General features: G+C 53.6%; 17 protein-coding genes. 13 read left to right on the top strand and 4 right to left on the bottom strand.

The genetic code is table 11. The annotated features are described in order from the left end of the window. The first annotated feature begins 42 nt into the window (after window positions 1-42). From HV041_RS02315 to HV041_RS02305, 3 genes are read left to right on the top strand one after another with little or no spacing between them, the layout of a single operon-like run. On the top strand, window positions 43-1,020 hold the full coding sequence (locus HV041_RS02315; RefSeq protein WP_121584950.1) for a tripartite tricarboxylate transporter substrate binding protein: 978 nt from the start codon (window positions 43-45) through the stop codon (window positions 1,018-1,020). Window positions 1,021-1,034: 14 nt separating this feature from the next. Further along, window positions 1,035-1,469 carry a tripartite tricarboxylate transporter TctB family protein gene (locus HV041_RS02310; protein ID WP_086523429.1) on the top strand — a complete coding sequence of 145 codons (435 nt, stop codon included), beginning with the start codon at window positions 1,035-1,037 and terminating at the stop codon, window positions 1,467-1,469. A gap of 10 nt (window positions 1,470-1,479) precedes the next feature. After that, window positions 1,480-2,994 carry a tripartite tricarboxylate transporter permease gene (locus tag HV041_RS02305; protein ID WP_182294040.1) on the top strand — a complete coding sequence of 505 codons (1,515 nt, stop codon included), beginning with the start codon at window positions 1,480-1,482 and terminating at the stop codon, window positions 2,992-2,994. A 91-nt stretch (window positions 2,995-3,085) separates the two neighbouring features. On the opposite strand, the gene HV041_RS02300 is transcribed toward HV041_RS02305, so the two are convergent. After that, entirely contained in the window at window positions 3,086-3,982 is an 897-nt protein-coding gene (locus HV041_RS02300) for a LysR family transcriptional regulator (protein WP_048212985.1), read from the bottom strand. 98 nt (window positions 3,983-4,080) lie between these two features. Between HV041_RS02300 and HV041_RS02295 the strand changes: the two genes are divergently transcribed. The 7 genes from HV041_RS02295 (at window position 4,081) to csiR (ending at window position 12,249) form a co-directional block, all read left to right on the top strand. After that, window positions 4,081-4,683 carry a short chain dehydrogenase gene (locus tag HV041_RS02295; protein WP_121584951.1) on the top strand — a complete coding sequence of 201 codons (603 nt, stop codon included), beginning with the start codon at window positions 4,081-4,083 and terminating at the stop codon, window positions 4,681-4,683. 259 nt (window positions 4,684-4,942) lie between these two features. Beyond that, window positions 4,943-5,920 (top strand): glutarate dioxygenase GlaH, encoded by a 978-nt coding sequence (gene glaH, locus HV041_RS02290; RefSeq protein ID WP_121584952.1) that lies wholly within the window; start codon window positions 4,943-4,945, stop codon window positions 5,918-5,920. A gap of 18 nt (window positions 5,921-5,938) precedes the next feature. Continuing rightward, window positions 5,939-7,207 (top strand): L-2-hydroxyglutarate oxidase, encoded by a 1,269-nt coding sequence (lhgO, locus tag HV041_RS02285; RefSeq protein WP_121584953.1) that lies wholly within the window; start codon window positions 5,939-5,941, stop codon window positions 7,205-7,207. 23 nt (window positions 7,208-7,230) lie between these two features. Next, window positions 7,231-8,679, top strand: coding sequence for an NADP-dependent succinate-semialdehyde dehydrogenase (gene gabD / locus HV041_RS02280; RefSeq protein ID WP_121584954.1), 1,449 nt, complete (start codon window positions 7,231-7,233; stop codon window positions 8,677-8,679). Between the two features lie 25 nt (window positions 8,680-8,704). Next, window positions 8,705-9,988 (top strand): 4-aminobutyrate--2-oxoglutarate transaminase, encoded by a 1,284-nt coding sequence (gabT, locus tag HV041_RS02275; RefSeq protein ID WP_121584955.1) that lies wholly within the window; start codon window positions 8,705-8,707, stop codon window positions 9,986-9,988. A gap of 128 nt (window positions 9,989-10,116) precedes the next feature. After that, window positions 10,117-11,517 carry a GABA permease gene (gene gabP, locus HV041_RS02270; RefSeq protein ID WP_048212991.1) on the top strand — a complete coding sequence of 467 codons (1,401 nt, stop codon included), beginning with the start codon at window positions 10,117-10,119 and terminating at the stop codon, window positions 11,515-11,517. A gap of 45 nt (window positions 11,518-11,562) precedes the next feature. After that, window positions 11,563-12,249, top strand: coding sequence for a DNA-binding transcriptional regulator CsiR (csiR, locus tag HV041_RS02265; protein WP_003037236.1), 687 nt, complete (start codon window positions 11,563-11,565; stop codon window positions 12,247-12,249). A gap of 12 nt (window positions 12,250-12,261) precedes the next feature. On the opposite strand, the gene lysM is transcribed toward csiR, so the two are convergent. Further along, complete coding sequence (lysM, locus tag HV041_RS02260) at window positions 12,262-12,711, bottom strand: peptidoglycan-binding protein LysM (RefSeq protein WP_121584956.1); 450 nt, start codon at window positions 12,709-12,711, stop codon at window positions 12,262-12,264. A 95-nt stretch (window positions 12,712-12,806) separates the two neighbouring features. Continuing rightward, window positions 12,807-12,965 (bottom strand): YqaE/Pmp3 family membrane protein, encoded by a 159-nt coding sequence (locus tag HV041_RS02255; RefSeq protein WP_003037242.1) that lies wholly within the window; start codon window positions 12,963-12,965, stop codon window positions 12,807-12,809. 184 nt (window positions 12,966-13,149) lie between these two features. Between HV041_RS02255 and HV041_RS02250 the strand changes: the two genes are divergently transcribed. The 3 genes from HV041_RS02250 to HV041_RS02240 all read left to right on the top strand — a co-directional run bounded on the left by HV041_RS02250 (window position 13,150) and on the right by HV041_RS02240 (window position 14,256). Continuing rightward, a complete protein-coding gene (locus HV041_RS02250) occupies window positions 13,150-13,449 on the top strand; it encodes a metalloregulator ArsR/SmtB family transcription factor (RefSeq protein WP_121584957.1) in 300 nt (99 codons plus the stop codon). Between the two features lie 9 nt (window positions 13,450-13,458). After that, window positions 13,459-13,986, top strand: a complete 528-nt coding sequence (locus HV041_RS02245) for a rhodanese family protein (protein WP_121584958.1) — start codon at window positions 13,459-13,461, stop codon at window positions 13,984-13,986. A 90-nt stretch (window positions 13,987-14,076) separates the two neighbouring features. Further along, the gene (locus HV041_RS02240; protein WP_115601600.1) at window positions 14,077-14,256 is read left to right on the top strand and encodes a hypothetical protein; all 180 of its coding nucleotides are present in this window, start codon (window positions 14,077-14,079) and stop codon (window positions 14,254-14,256) included. Between the two features lie 35 nt (window positions 14,257-14,291). Here the strand turns inward: HV041_RS02240 and stpA are convergent, their stop codons facing one another. After that, window positions 14,292-14,693, bottom strand: coding sequence for a DNA-binding protein StpA (gene stpA, locus HV041_RS02235; RefSeq protein ID WP_048212996.1), 402 nt, complete (start codon window positions 14,691-14,693; stop codon window positions 14,292-14,294). Window positions 14,694-15,155: the final 462 nt, after the last annotated feature.

The following is a 15,155-nucleotide window of genomic DNA, read 5'->3' as shown; positions in this document are numbered from 1 at the left end:
TTCCGTACCCGAAAATCCGGTTTTCCGGCGTGAGGATAAACAATGAAAAAACAATTACTTCGTACCCTTACTACAAGCATTTTATTGATGAGTACTTCTGCTTTAGCCGAACAAGCGCCATCGCGCACCGAATGCATTGCTCCGGCAAAACCCGGCGGTGGGTTCGACCTCACCTGTAAGCTGATTCAGGTGAGCATGATGGAAACTGGCGCCATCGAAAAACCGATGCGCGTGACCTATATGCCCGGTGGCGTGGGTGCCGTGGCCTATAACGCTATCGTCGCGCAACGTCCTGCCGAAGCCGGAACCGTCGTGGCCTTCTCCGGCGGCTCCCTGCTAAATCTGTCGCAAGGTAAATTCGGCCGCTATGGCGTCGATGACGTGCGTTGGCTGGCAAGTGTAGGCACTGACTACGGCATGATTGCCGTGCGTAGTGATTCCCCCTGGAAGACGCTGAAAGACCTGCTGACTGCCATGGAGAAAGATCCCAACAGCGTGGTGATTGGCGCGGGTGCTTCTATCGGTAGCCAGGACTGGATGAAGTCGGCGCTGCTGGCGCAAAAAGCCAACGTTGATCCGCACAAAATGCGCTACGTCGCCTTCGAGGGGGGTGGCGAACCGGTGACCGCGTTGATGGGCAATCACGTCCAGGTGGTTTCCGGCGATCTCAGTGAAATGGTGCCCTATCTCAGCGGCGACAAGATCCGCGTACTCGCGGTGTTCTCTGATGAACGTCTGCCGGGCCAGTTAGCCAATGTCCCTACCGCCAAAGAGCAGGGCTATGACCTTGTTTGGCCGATTATTCGTGGCTTCTACGTTGGGCCAAAAGTGAACGATGCGGATTACCAGTGGTGGGTTGATGCCTTTAATAAGCTCCAACAGACCGACGAATTTAAAAAGCAGCGTGATCTGCGTGGCCTGTTCGAGTTCAACATGAGCGGTAAGCAACTCGATGACTACGTGAAGAAACAGGTCACCGATTATCGTGAGCAGGCAAAAGCCTTCGGTCTGGCGAAATAAGCCCGGGGGCAAAGATGATGAGCGATCGTATTTTCGCGGGTATCTGGCTGTTGCTCTGTATAGCCGGGCTGTTCGTGGCCTGGCAAATCAGCAGCGAATACAGCTATGAACCCGTTGGGCCGCGTCCCTTTCCGCTTGGCATTATTAGCTTGATGCTCTTGTGTGCCGTCGCGCTGCTGTTGCGCCACCCGGACACCATCAGTTGGCCTCGCCGCCACGTGCTGAAAAAGTTGCTCACGATGGTGATTGTGCTGCTGATGTACGCCTGGGGGTTTGAATGGTTGGGCTTTCCCATTGCCACTGCCATTCTCACCGTGGTGATTGGCATGCTGTTCGGCGCAACCATCCCGGCAGCGGGCATTTCCGGTTCGGTTCTCGGCATTCTGTTGTGGTACGCCTTCGACCGACTGCTTGACGTCACCTTACCACTCGGCGCCTGGCTGGGTTAACGGAGAAACGATGGATACCTGGATTTATCTTTCTCAGGGTTTCGCAGTGGCGATGACGCCGGAAAACCTGGTTATTGCCTTGATCGGCTGCTTTGTCGGCACCATCGTTGGGTTGCTGCCGGGCCTGGGGCCGATCAATGGCGTGGCGATCCTGCTGCCGCTGGCCTTCGCTTTGCATCTCCCTGCGGAATCTGCGCTGATCCTGTTGGCGACTGTTTATATCGGCTGCGAGTACGGCGGACGCATCTCCTCTATCCTGCTCAATGTTCCTGGCGATGCGGCAGCCATTATGACCGCCCTTGACGGCTATCCAATGGCCCAACAGGGACGCGGCGGCGTGGCGCTTTCTATCTCAGCGGTCAGTTCTTTCTTCGGTTCGCTTATCGCTATCGGCGGCATCATTCTGTTTGCCCCGGCGTTAGCACAATGGTCACTGTCATTCGGTCCTGCAGAATACTTTGCCTTAATGGTCTTCGCCATTGCCTGTCTCGGCAGCATGATGGCGCAGAACCCACTGAAATCATTTCTGGCAGCGCTTATCGGTCTCGGACTCGCGACCGTCGGCGTAGACGCCAACACCGGGGTTTATCGCTTCACCTTTGACAGTGTTCATCTCTCCGACGGTGTGCAATTTATCGTGGTAGTGATTGGGCTGTTCTCTGTCTCAGAAATATTATTAATGCTGGAACATACCAGCAGTGGTCAGACGCTGGTGCGTAAAACGGGCCGTATGTTGTTCAACGCCAAAGAAGGCGCGCAGTGCGTAGGGGCCACCCTGCGTTCATCGGTGATTGGCTTTTTCGTCGGCGTCCTGCCCGGCGCCGGGGCCACCATCGCCAGTGCTATCACCTACATGACCGAGAAGAAGCTCAGCGGTAACAGCGACAGCTTTGGCAAGGGGGACATTCGTGGTGTTGCCGCACCTGAGGCGGCCAACAATGCCTCGGCCTGTGGCTCGTTTATCCCAATGCTGACGCTCGGCGTACCAGGTTCGGGCACCACGGCGGTAATGATGGGTGCGCTGACGCTGTACAACACCACGCCAGGCCCGGCAATGTTCACCGAACAACCGGATATCGTCTGGGGACTGATCGCGGCGCTGCTGATTGCCAACGTGATGCTGCTGGTGATGAACATTCCGTTAATCGGTCTGTTCACCCGCATGCTGACCATTCCGCTGTGGTTCCTGGTTCCGGCCATTGCGGCGGTTTCGGCGGTCGGCGTGTATGCCGTCCACAGTACGACCTTCGATCTGGTACTGATGGTCGGTCTCGGCGTACTGGGATACATTTTGCGTAAAATGCACTTCCCGATGTCTCCGTTAATTCTCGGATTTGTGCTCGGGGAAATGCTGGAGCAGAACCTGCGTCGCGCCCTGTCCATCAGTAATGGCAGCATGGATATTCTGTGGGCCAGCGGCGTGGCGAAAGTCCTGCTGGTGATGGCGGTCATGGTTATCGTTATCCCGCCAGTACTGCGCCTGATCCGCAAACGCAACAATAAGCCGCAGGTGGACATCGGCTAACAAATTGCCGGATGGCGGCGCTATTGCGCCCTATCCGGCCTACAATTTGGCTCGGTTGTAGGCCGGATAAGCGCAACGCCATCCGGCATTTTTATTTTCCGCGCAGCCCCAGCGTTCCTTCCAGCACATGTTCAACAAACTGCGTCAGCTTGGGCAGTGGACGCAAATCCTGGCGCCACAACAAATGAATTGGCCGCGGCTCTGGCGTAAACCCCTCCAGCACCCGGACCAGCCGACCATTCGCGAGCTCTTCTGCCAATAAAACCTCTGGTTGTAACAGCAGCCCGGCTCCCGCTACCGCCGCCATACGCAGGCCGTGGCCATCATTACAGCGTAGAATCGCATCACGTTTCCACCTGACCTCACCCGCCACACCCGGCAGTTTCCATTCATTACGTGCCGTCCACACGGTATGCGACAAACACAGATGATCCACCAGATCCACGGGCGTTCGAGGAGTGCCGTATCGGGCAAGATAGTCCGGCGACGCACAGATGGCCATACGGTACGGACACAGATATTTCGCCACCACATCCGTCTGATGAATATCACCAATACGTATCGCCAGATCGACACCTTCATCGACCAGATCCACCATTCGGTTAGTCAGATCTAACTCAATGCGTACCTCTGGCCAGGTTTGCAAAAAACCCGCGGCCAGCGGCGAGATAACACAGGCGCCAAAGGAGGTGGGCGCGCTGATGCGTAGCGTCCCTGCTGGTGCCAGCCGCAGACGCTCTACCGAACGTTCGGCTATCGATACCTGCTCCAGCACGCGACGGGCTTCTTCAAAATAGACGCGCCCGGCGTCGGTCAGACTCTGACGGCGTGTGTTACGTTCCAGCAGACGCGTACCGAGCTGCGCTTCCAGCAGGGCGATATATTTCCCCACCATCACCGCAGATATCTCCAGTCGCGTTGCCGCACCGGTAAAGCTTCCACTTTCCACCACCGCGATAAACGTTTCCATGCTGCGTAGCTTATCCATATTGCAAACCTCTGGTTAGTAATCATCTAACTTTTAGCCAGTTTATCTGATTTCATTTTCATTAAAGAATAGCGGCTCACACTATTGCGGAGGTGGTTATGAAAATCGTCATTATTGGTGCCAGCGGTACAGTGGGTCGTGCAGTCACAGAGACGTTGAGCCGTAAACATGAGGTTATCCGCGTGGGCCGCACGCAGGGTGATTACCAGGTCGATATCACCTCGCAGGAGAGTGTCGAGGCATTGTTCGAAAAAGTCGGTCGGGTAGATGCGATCGTTTCCGCCACCGGCAATCTGTTCTTTGGACCGCTGTCGACAATGACCGGCCAGGACTTTAATCAGGGGCTTCAGGATAAACTGTTAGGTCAGATACGGCTGGCCTTAACCGGGCAGCATTTCCTCAATGATGGCGGCTCGATTACGTTAATTAGCGGCATTATCGCCCATGAGCCCATTGCCCAGGGGGCAAATGCGGCAACGATCAATGCCGGGCTGGAAGGATTTGTGCGCGCGGCTGCCTGTGAGCTGGAACGTGGTCAGCGTATTAACCTGATAAGCCCGACCGTACTGAGTGAATCTGCTGAAGCCTACGATGGATTCTTCCCAGGCTTTGAAAGTGTGCCAGCGGCAACTGTGGCCAACGCTTACCGCCGCAGCGTGGAAGGCATTCAAACCGGACGTATTTATAAAGTCGGTTACTAACATTTTTACTGCCGCTGTGCCCCTGCAGCGGCAGTATTATTAATCCTCTGTTTCTAAATAACATTCTCCAGTTTATCTCCCGCGTTTTTCATTTAACCTCACCTTTTATAATGTTAAATATTTGTTGCTTTTGATCACAAATAATAAACAAACAAGCTCATTATGTGCGCGTTTTTCAAAAATGTAGATATTTTTAATTTATGGCTACGAAACGAGCTGCGCCATATCTCCCTGACAATCTACTGAGAGGAACGATTTGATGAACGCACTGACTGCCGTAAAACCGAACGCTGACGATCCAGCCAAGCACTACAGCGGTTTCACGCTGAAACCTTCAGCCCAGTCCCCACGCCTGCTGGAGCTGACTTTTTCTGCTGAGACCACTGAGCAATTTCTGCAGGCCGTCGCGCAGTGGCCGGTGCAGGCGCTGGAATACAAATCCTTCTTGCGCTTCAAAGTGGGCAAGATCCTCGACGACCTGTGCGGCAATCAGTTGCAGCCTCTGCTGCTGAAAACGTTGCTCGATCGTGCCGAAGGCGCACTGCTGATCAATGCCGTTGGCGTGGATGATGTGGCGCAAGCGGAAGAGATGGTCAAGCTGGCGACGGCGGTAGCGCATCTAATTGGACGCTCGAATTTTGATGCGATGAGCGGCCAATATTACGCACGTTTTGTGGTGAAAAACGTCGATAACTCAGACAGCTATCTGCGCCAGCCTCACCGAGTGATGGAATTGCACAACGACGGAACCTATCTCGAAGAAATCACCGATTACGTGCTGATGATGAAGATTGACGAGCAGAACATGACCGGCGGTAACTCGCTGTTGCTGCACCTCGACGACTGGGAACATCTGGATCAGTACTTTACCCATCCGCTGGCGCGTCGCCCCATGCGCTTTGCCGCGCCGCCAAGCAAAAACGCGAGCCAGGAAGTGTTCCATCCGGTATTTGACGTTGACCAGCAGGGTCGTCCGGTGATGCGCTACATCGACCAGTTCGTCCAGCCAAAAGACTATGAAGAAGGCGTCTGGCTGAGTGACCTGTCCGACGCGCTGGAAACCAGCAAAAGTATTATTTCCGTACCGGTTTCAGTGGGTAAATTCCTGCTGATCAACAACCTGTTCTGGCTGCACGGTCGCGATCGTTTCACCTCGCATCCTGACCTGCGCCGCGAACTGATGCGCCAACGTGGCTATTTCGCTTACGCGACAAACCACTACCAGACTCATCAGTAAGCGCGAAGGAAAAAGCGGATGTATGATTTTGTGATTATTGGCGGCGGCATTATCGGCATGTCGACCGCCATGCAGCTGATTGATGTCTATCCGGACGCCAGAATCGCGCTGTTGGAAAAAGAGTCCGGCCCGGCCTGCCACCAGACGGGCCACAACAGCGGCGTCATTCATGCCGGGGTCTATTACACTCCCGGCAGCCTGAAGGCGCAGTTTTGCCTGGCCGGAAATCGCGCCACAAAAGCCTTTTGCGACCAAAACGGCATCCGCTACGACGTCTGCGGAAAAATGCTGGTTGCCACCTCCCCTCTGGAAATGGAGCGCATGCGCGCGCTATGGGATCGTACCGCCGCTAACGGTTTGGAGCGCGAATGGTTGAATGCGCAGGAGCTTCGCGAGCGTGAACCGAATATCACCGGTCTGGGCGGCATTTTTGTTCCGTCGAGCGGGATCGTCAGCTACCGTGAAGTCACCGCCGCAATGGCGAAGATTTTCCAGGCCAAAGGCGGTGAGATTATTTACAACGCCGAGGTCAGCGCGCTGAAAGAGCACGCTGCGGGCGTGATTGTCCATACCCGTCAGGGCCAGGAATATGAAGGCGCGACGCTGATTAGTTGTTCTGGCCTGATGGCGGACCGACTGGTGAAAATGCTCGGCGTTGAACCTGGCTTTATCATCTGTCCGTTCCGTGGCGAATATTTCCGCCTGGCGCCAGAACATAATCAAATAGTTAACCATCTGATCTACCCCATCCCCGACCCGGCAATGCCGTTTCTCGGTGTTCATCTGACCCGGATGATTGACGGCAGCGTCACCGTGGGCCCCAACGCGGTACTGGCATTTAAACGTGAAGGCTACCGTAAGCGTGACTTCTCGCTCAGCGATACGCTGGAGATCCTCGGCTCTTCTGGTATTCGCCGCGTGCTGCAAAACAACCTGCGCTCAGGGCTTGGCGAAATGAAGAATTCGCTGTGCAAAAGCGGTTATCTGCGGCTGGTACAAAAGTACTGTCCGAGCCTGACGCTTAAGGATCTGCAACCGTGGCCTGCGGGCGTGCGGGCACAGGCGGTATCACCTGATGGCAAGCTTATCGACGATTTTCTGTTTGTCACCACGCCACGCTCAATTCACACCTGTAACGCGCCTTCTCCGGCGGCAACATCGGCAATCCCTATCGGCGCACATATTGTCAGCAAAGTTCATGCGCTGCTGGAGAACCAGAGTAATCCCGGACGCACGCTGCGTGCGGCACGTAGCGTGGAGACATTACACGCCGCATTTACCCGTTAAACCGATTAAGACAGGAAGCAATCATGCAACTTAACGATCCAACCTTATTTCGCCAACAGGCACTGATCGACGGCAACTGGCGTGACGCCAACAGCGGCGAGACCCTCGCGGTGACCAATCCCGCCAACGGTCAGAAATTGGGTAGCGTACCTAAAATGGGGGCAGATGAAACCCGCGAAGCGATTAACGCCGCTAACCGCGCTCTGCCGGCCTGGCGTGCGCTGACTGCCAAAGAGCGCGCCAATATCCTGCGCCGCTGGTTCAACCTGATGATTGAGCATCAGGACGATCTCGCCCGCCTGATGACCCTGGAACAGGGTAAACCGCTGGCGGAGGCCAAAGGCGAAATCACCTATGCCGCCTCATTTATTGAGTGGTTTGCCGAAGAGGGCAAACGCATTTATGGCGATACGATCCCTGGTCATCAGGCCGACAAACGCCTGATCGTCATCAAGCAGCCGATCGGCGTTACCGCCGCGATTACGCCGTGGAACTTTCCCTCAGCGATGATCACCCGTAAAGCCGGTCCGGCGCTGGCAGCAGGCTGTACGATGGTACTTAAACCCGCCAGCCAGACGCCATTCTCCGCACTGGCGCTGGCTGAACTGGCTAATCGCGCCGGGATCCCGGCTGGCGTTTTCAGCGTGGTGACCGGTTCTGCGAGCGCAGTCGGCAACGAGCTGACCAGCAACCCGCTGGTGCGCAAGCTGTCATTTACCGGCTCAACCGAAATTGGCCGTCAGTTAATGCAGCAGTGCGCCAAAGACATCAAAAAGGTATCACTGGAACTGGGCGGCAATGCGCCGTTTATCGTCTTTGACGATGCCGATCTTGATAAAGCCGTGGAAGGTGCGCTGGCCTCGAAATTCCGTAATGCCGGGCAAACCTGCGTCTGCGCCAACCGCCTGTACGTGCAGGACGGCGTGTATGAGCGTTTTGCCGAAAAACTTCAGCAGGCTGTGAGCAAACTGCATCTCGGCGATGGTCTGCAACCTGACGTCACTACCGGACCGCTGATCGACGATAAAGCGGTTGCCAAAGTGCAGGAACACATCGCCGATGCGCTGGATAAAGGCGCACGCATTATCGCGGGTGGTAAACCTCATGCGCTCGGCGGTAACTTCTTCCAACCCACCATTCTGGTAGATGTGCCTGACAACGCGAAGGTCGCCAAAGAAGAGACGTTCGGACCGCTGGCTCCGCTGTTTCGTTTTAAAGACGAAGCCGACGTCATCGCTCAGGCCAACGACACCGAGTTTGGTCTGGCAGCCTATTTCTACGCCCGTGATTTAAGCCGCGTCTTCCGCGTTGGCGAAGCGCTGGAGTACGGCATCGTCGGGATTAACACCGGCATTATCTCCAACGAAGTCGCCCCGTTTGGGGGGATCAAAGCCTCCGGTCTTGGCCGCGAAGGATCAAAATACGGCATCGAAGACTACTTAGAAATCAAATATATGTGCATCGGCCTTTAATAAAATAAATACTGGAGAACACCTGATGAGCACCAACAAAGAACTAATGCAACGTCGCAGCAACGCCGTTCCCCGTGGCGTAGGCCAGATCCACCCTATTTTTGCCGAGCGGGCAGAAAACTGTCGGGTCTGGGACGTTGAAGGCCGTGAATTCCTTGACTTTGCTGGCGGTATTGCAGTGTTGAACACCGGTCACCTGCACCCGCAGATCGTCTCTGCGGTAGAAGCGCAGTTGAAAAAGCTGTCCCATACCTGTTTCCAGGTACTGGCCTATGAGCCATACCTGGAGCTGTGCGAAATCATGAATAAGAGAGTGCCGGGTGATTTCGCCAAGAAAACCTTGCTGGTGACCACCGGTTCTGAAGCGGTAGAAAATGCGGTGAAAATCGCCCGCGCCGCCACCAAACGCACCGGCACGATCGCCTTTAGTGGGGCTTACCACGGCCGTACCCACTACACCTTGTCACTGACCGGGAAAGTGAACCCATACTCTGCCGGAATGGGGCTGATGCCGGGCCACGTATATCGCGCGCTTTATCCTTGCCCGCTGCACGGCATCAGTGACGACGATGCTATCGCCAGCATTTACCGCATTTTCAAAAACGATGCCGCACCAGAAGACGTCGCCGCCATCGTAATTGAACCCGTCCAGGGCGAAGGTGGTTTTTACGCCGCTTCTCCTGCTTTTATGCAACGTCTGCGCGCCATTTGTGACGAACACGGGATCATGCTGATTGCTGATGAAGTACAGAGCGGTGCGGGCCGCACCGGTACGCTGTTTGCCATGGAGCAGATGGGCGTTGCGCCCGATCTCACTACCTTCGCCAAATCCATCGCCGGCGGCTTCCCGCTGGCAGGCGTGACCGGACGCGCCGACGTCATGGACGCTATTCCACCGGGCGGTCTGGGCGGTACCTATGCCGGTAACCCAATTGCCTGTGCCGCCGCGCTGGCGGTACTAAACATTTTCGAGCAGGAAGATCTGCTGCAAAAAGCCAACGAGCTGGGGCAAACCCTTCGCGAAGGCCTGCTAGCTATTGCGGAAACCCACCGCGAGATTGGCGACGTACGCGGGCTGGGCGCGATGATTGCAATCGAACTGTTCGAAGATGGCGACCACACGAAACCAGACGCTAAACTGACCGCCGAAATTGTCGCGCGTGCGCGTGATAAAGGGCTAATCCTCCTCTCCTGCGGACCGTACTACAACGTGCTGCGCATCCTTGTCCCGCTGACCATTGAAGATGCGCAAATCCGCCAGGGGCTGGACATTATCGCTCAATGCTTTGATGAAGCTAAGCAAGGTTAAGACGCAGGCACCCGTGCCGGATAGCGACGCAAAAGCGTCCTATCCGGCCTACAAAAAGTACCACCTGTTTGCCGGATAAGCGAAACGCCATCCGGCAAACAGGCCAAAAACAATAACGGGGTAAGAAGATGGGGCAACTGTCACAATCACATGATTTAGGGGGCGGGCTGAAATCACGCCACGTCACCATGCTGTCTATTGCCGGGGTAATCGGCGCAAGTCTGTTTGTCGGTTCAAGCGTGGCGATTGCAGAAGCCGGTCCCGCAGTATTATTAGCCTATCTGTTCGCCGGATTGCTGGTGGTGATGATTATGCGCATGTTGGCCGAAATGGCCGTCGCCACACCGGATACCGGTTCTTTTTCCACATACGCCGATAAGGCCATCGGCCCTTGGGCGGGTTACACCATCGGCTGGTTGTACTGGTGGTTCTGGGTGTTGGTTATCCCGCTGGAGGCGAATATCGCCGCCATCATTCTTCACTCCTGGGTGCCTGGCATTCCTATCTGGCTATTTTCTCTGGTTATCACGCTGGCATTAACCGGCAGTAATTTGCTGAGCGTCAAAAATTACGGTGAGTTCGAGTTCTGGCTGGCGCTGTGCAAAGTGGTTGCCATTCTGGCGTTTATAACCCTCGGCGCAGCGGCGATTAGCGGTTTCTACCCTTATGCCGAGGTCAGCGGGGTTTCGCGCCTGTGGGATCAGGGCGGCTTTATGCCCAACGGTTTTGGCGCCGTGATCAGCGCAATGTTAATCACCATGTTCTCCTTTATGGGCGCAGAGATAGTTACCATCGCCGCCGCCGAATCCGATACCCCGGATAAACATATCGTTCGCGCCACCAACTCGGTTATCTGGCGTATCTCCATCTTCTATCTGTGCTCTATTTTTGTGGTGGTGGCGCTGATCCCGTGGAACATGCCGGGACTGAAAGAAGTCGGTTCTTACCGCTCGGTACTGGAGCTACTGCATATCCCGCACGCGAAACTGATCATGGATTGCGTCATTTTGCTGTCGGTGACTAGCTGTCTCAACTCCGCGCTGTATACGTCCTCGCGTATGCTCTACTCCCTGAGCCGACGTGGCGATGCCCCCGCCTTTATGGGTAAAACGAACCGCAGTAAAACGCCTTATGTGGCGGTGTTACTGTCTACCGGTGCCGCATTCCTCACCGTCATCGTCAACTATTACGCCCCGGCCAAGGTGTTTAAATTCCTGATCGACAGTTCCGGTGCCATCGCACTGCTGGTCTATCTGGTCATTGCCGTTTCTCAACTGCGGATGCGCAAAATCCTGCTGGCGCGAGGCGGCGAAATTAAACTGAAAATGTGGCTCTATCCGTGGCTTACCTGGCTGGTCATCGCGTTTATTATCTTTGTGCTGGTAGTCATGCTGTTTCGCCCGGCACAACAGCTGGAAGTTATCTCTACCGGGTTGTTAGCCATAGGAATTATTTGCACCGTGCCCATTATGTCACGCTGGAAAAAACTGCTATCTTGGCAAAAAGCACCATTGCAAAATACGCATTAAACCTGTTCCCGGCGCAGGCCGGGAAATCCTTTCAGGAGTATGACCATGACCGCCATTCCCCAACCGACGGCCATTGATGGATACCGCTGGCTGAAGAACGACATCATCCGCGGTGTGTATCAGCCTGATGAAAAACTGCGTATGAGCCTGCTGACCTCACGCTATGAGCTTGGCGTGGGACCGCTACGCGAAGCGCTTTCGCAGTTAGTTGCCGAGCGGCTGGTGACGGTGGTAAATCAGAAAGGGTATCGTGTCGCCCCGATGTCAGAGCAGGAGTTGCTCGATATTTTCGATGCCCGCGCCAATATGGAAGCCATGCTGGTGGCGCTGGCCATTGAACGCGGCGACGACGCCTGGGAAGCTGAAATTCTGGCGCGTGCGCATATGCTTAGTAAGCTTGAAGCCATTGATGCCAGCGAACAGATGCTCGACGAGTGGGATCAGCGCCATCAGGCGTTTCACTCGGCGATTGTCGCCGGCTGTGGTTCACAATATCTGCTGCAAATGCGCGAACGACTTTTCGATTTGGCAGCGCGCTACCGGTTTATCTGGCTGCGAAAAACGGTGCTGTCGGTGGAGATGCTGGAAGACAAACACGATCAGCACCAAACGTTGACCGAAGCAATTCTGGCACGCGATGCCGCGCGCGCCAGCGAATTAATGCGCCAGCACCTGCTGACGCCGATTCCGATTATTCAACAGGCGATGTCCGGTAAATTGCTGACGGAATAAGCCTGAATAATATTACTGCTCCGGAATACGTAAAACCTGCCCGGGATAAATTTTATCCGGGCTTTTCAGCATTGGTTTATTCGCTTCAAATATTTGATTATACAAATTGGCGTTACCGTAAACCTGTTTGGCAATCGCGCTCAGGGTATCCCCTGATTTCACGGTATAAAACTGGCTTTCGCTAGCGGGCGCAGAGGTTTTAACCTGATCATCGACGCTGGCGATACCAGAGATATTACCAATCGCAATCAGGATTTTTTCTTTCGCTTCCTGACTTAATCCATCACCAGAAACGGTGGCTTTGCCTTCGTTAATTTGGACGTCCACTTTATCCGCATCCGGAATACCGGTTTTATTCAGATGTTCCTGCACTTTTTTTGCCAGATCGGCTGTGTCATGATATCCAGTGACCGCATCCCACAGTTTTTCACCCGCATCTTTTACAAAATTGAAGAGTCCCATATCCACCTCGGTAATTAACAATCAACCCCAAAAGTGTAGCAGAGGAGAACGAGGCGCAAAGAAAACGGCGCCAAAGCGCCGCTGTAGAAGGGGAATTAGTTACGCGTCTGTATCCAGAAGGCGTGGATCAGACCAGGGATGTACCCCAGCAGCGTCAGAACGATATTGAGGATGAACGCCCAACCAAATCCTTTACCCAGCAACACGCCGAGCGGAGGCAAAATAATAGTAAAAACGATTCTCCAGAAACCCATACACACTCCCTACAAGCAAAAAATTAATCATTGTTTAAAAAGAGATTTTATCTCTAAGAGTAGCCATTCTACCCAACTCCGCCAGCATTCCGCGGCTGTTTTACCCTCCTTTACGCTCTTTACGCTGGCGTACGTTGGTTGTTTATTTTAGAATATGATTAATTTAGATTATGCTTAAATACATATGACTGAACTTGAACAACTCCAGGCCAGTGCTGAACAGGCTGCCACCCTGCTAAAAGCGATGAGTAACCCTAAACGGTTGCTGATTTTGTGCATGCTCTGCGGTTCACCCGGTACCAGCGCAGGCGAGTTAGCCCGTATTACCGGCCTTAGCCCTTCCGCCACTTCCCAGCATCTGGCGCGTATGCGTGAAGAAGGTCTGATAGCAAGCCAGCGCGATGCCCAGCGCATCCTCTACTCCATTAAAAATGCGGCCGTGAATTCGCTGATCGCCACATTAAAAACACTGTATTGCCCATAAGGAGCCATCATGACTATTGGGACGATTTCCCCGCGCGAGGCGCAGACACTGGTCGCGCAAGGTGCAAAACTGATTGATATCCGCGACGCTGACGAGTATCTGCACGAGCATATTCCTGAGGCTCATCTGACACCGTTGCCCGCGCTTGAACAGGGATCGCTGCCTGCGAATTTACGCGCCGAGCAGGTGATTTTTCACTGCCAGTCAGGCAAACGTACACAAAATGCGGCAACAAAACTGAGCGCCATTGCTGCGCCCGCGCAGGTCTGGCTGCTGGAAGGTGGAATTGACGGCTGGAAAGCCGCAGGGTTGCCGGTGGCGAAAGACAGTTCACAACCGTTACCGCTGATGCGTCAGGTGCAGATAGCCGCAGGTAGCCTTGCCTTGCTTGGCGTCATTCTCGGTTACGCCGTTAACAGCGGCTTCTTCTTACTCAGCGGTTTTGTCGGTGCGGGGCTGGTACTTGCGGGTGTAACTGGCTTCTGCGGTATGGCGCGACTGCTCGACAAAATGCCCTGGAACCGACGTACTCATTAAGCGGTAATAGAAGAAACAACGCTGTACCCGCCGATTGACGTGATCTATGGTGAGTTCTGCGATAAATGATAAATAAAGGAGCGCAACAATATGTTTAAACCTGGCGATCTGGTGCAACCGCGTATGGGCGGACCAAAACTGAAAGTTGTCGAAGTAAAAGACGAACAAATTGTGGCTGTACAAGCCAGCAATGAAAGTGGCGAAAAATACACCCTAAAAGTTGCTGATGTCACGCGATATTCTGAAGAAGGCGATTTCGGCGTCTGCTGAAAATAAGCGGTGAGGTTCCCCTCACCGCATTGATATTAGATCAAAAAATCATCGAGAGATTTACCGGCAGCCAGCGCCTGTGCAATCGGCTTTGGCGTGCGGCCTTGTCCTGTCCATGTTTTTGTTTCACCATTAGTATCCGTAAAACGATATTTCGCCGGACGCGGCTGACGTTTCTTAACCGAACGCGATGTTGCCGCCGACATGCTCAACAGTTCTTCAGGATCAATCCCATCAGCTCTCATCATCGCCAGCAGTGTATTAATTTTTTCCTGCTGTTCTGCACGTTGGCGCTGCAGCAGTTCTTCTTCGTCACGTCGTTCTTTGGTGACTACCCGAAGTTTTTCCAGCATATCGTCCAGAACCTCGACGGATAATTCACGCGCCATGACCCGTAGCGATCGAATATTATTTAAGTTTTTTAACATTGAACTCATATTAATAAAACCTCTTTAACGCAAAAACAGAAATAGGTATTACGAAGCAAATTGTATGCGAGTGTTTTTTCTTTTTCCAGTCTCTTTTTTGTCGCAAGATATTAAAACGACAATCGCTATTATTATTTATCTTGTCATACGGTGATCTTTAGTCAGCGATATTTTATATTCGGCCAGCAACCAGAATAAATAGACTTTGGATATCTCGCTGCCGCACCAGATAAACCAATACAGGCATCGCGCAGGCGTTGCGGTAGATATGCACAATATTCGTCAACATTCAAAAAGGAGCGCAAAAAGTTCAGAAAAACAAGTCAAAACAACCTATTGATTTTTAATGGTTTTAATTTTCATGACAACGAAAACACCAAAACGAACAAAAAACAAACCACTGCAGAGCATTTTATCGACAAAAAGGCAATAAATAAAAATTTTAAGCTAGTTGATAGTTATTATCCAGGC

The organism is Citrobacter sp. RHBSTW-00029 (genome assembly GCF_014104295.1).
GTDB classification, from domain to species: domain Bacteria; phylum Pseudomonadota; class Gammaproteobacteria; order Enterobacterales; family Enterobacteriaceae; genus Citrobacter; species Citrobacter youngae.
Note: the sequence above shows the minus strand (reverse complement) of the source record. Positions and strands in the feature narration are given on the sequence as shown.